This is a genomic window from Pseudomonas sp. P5_B2, from assembly GCF_056400445.1.
This window is the reverse complement of record NZ_JBFULH010001114.1, coordinates 1-986: the sequence shown is the minus strand read 5'-3', so window position 1 is coordinate 986 and position 986 is coordinate 1. Positions and strand designations below refer to the sequence as shown.

Annotated in this window: 1 protein-coding gene and 1 pseudogene; both read left to right on the top strand. The window is 56.4% G+C overall.

Annotated features, from left to right (window positions below):
• Positions 1 to 397, top strand: a pseudogene (locus tag AC1DRJ_RS29555) (peptide transporter); the annotation flags it as partial.
• A gap of 24 nt (positions 398 to 421) precedes the next feature.
• Complete coding sequence (locus AC1DRJ_RS29550) at positions 422 to 889, top strand: SRPBCC family protein (protein WP_477805241.1); 468 nt, start codon at positions 422 to 424, stop codon at positions 887 to 889.
• Positions 890 to 986 lie beyond the last annotated feature (97 nt).

Below are 986 nucleotides of genomic sequence, written 5' to 3'. Positions count from 1 at the left end.
GAATTTCGACCTGATGCCGGTGGACTTTCTCGCCCGGTTCATTGCCTTCCATGCCAGCCGCTATCAGCCCGAAAAAGCGGTATTCAACCTACACAACCCCGAGCCCCTGAGCTGGGATGACTACGTGGCGTCCTTTCGTGAGGCCGGGCGTGAATTCTCCATGGTCAGCGTCGCCGACTGGCAACAGCAACTGGACCGGGTTGACAGTGACAACGCGCTATTCGGCGTGCTCGGTTTTTACCTCAACGGCTTCGAAGAAGACATCGGCGATATCTCAATGATCGGCCACGACAACGCCCAAGCCGGGGTCCGGCAGATGGGTGCGCATTACCCGAAAAAATCCCCGGCGCTGCTGCGTCGTGGCTGCGACTACCTGAAAGAAATCAACTTCATCTGACTCAACCCAAACGGAGCAAAACCCATGAGCACTCTGCAACCCGATACCCTGATCAAAAACCCTCAAGGCTGCCACGTGGTGTCGTCTGTGGAAGTACCGGCCGAGGCCGCGAAAGTCTGGGCAATCGTCGGCAACTTCGCCGGCTTCGATCAGTTCATCCCGGCGCTGTCGCACATCGAAATGACGGGCGAAGGTGTGTCGTCCTTGCGCAAAAAATTCTTCAAGGATGGCAACCTGGTGGTTGAGCAACTTAACTCGCGGGATGACCACGCGTTGAATATGACGTGGACCACGATATACAACACGTTGGACGTGGCCAACTTGTGGGCAGCGATGAGCGTTGAGCCGCTGGGAGCAGGTAAGTCCCGTGCGACCTGGACCATCATCGCCGAACCGGCACAGTCGGACGCTGAAGCCCTGCCAGGGTTCAAGGACTTTGTTCAGGGGTTTGCCGATGATGCGATGAACAATGTATTGAAGCTGTTTGCGTAAGGCTTCGCTTTCGCCGTGACAGGTACATCGCTGATGGGCTGGCTCTTTTGTTCTAGAGAACATGGCTAGCCTGAAACGACAAAACCCCTGTCTGCGC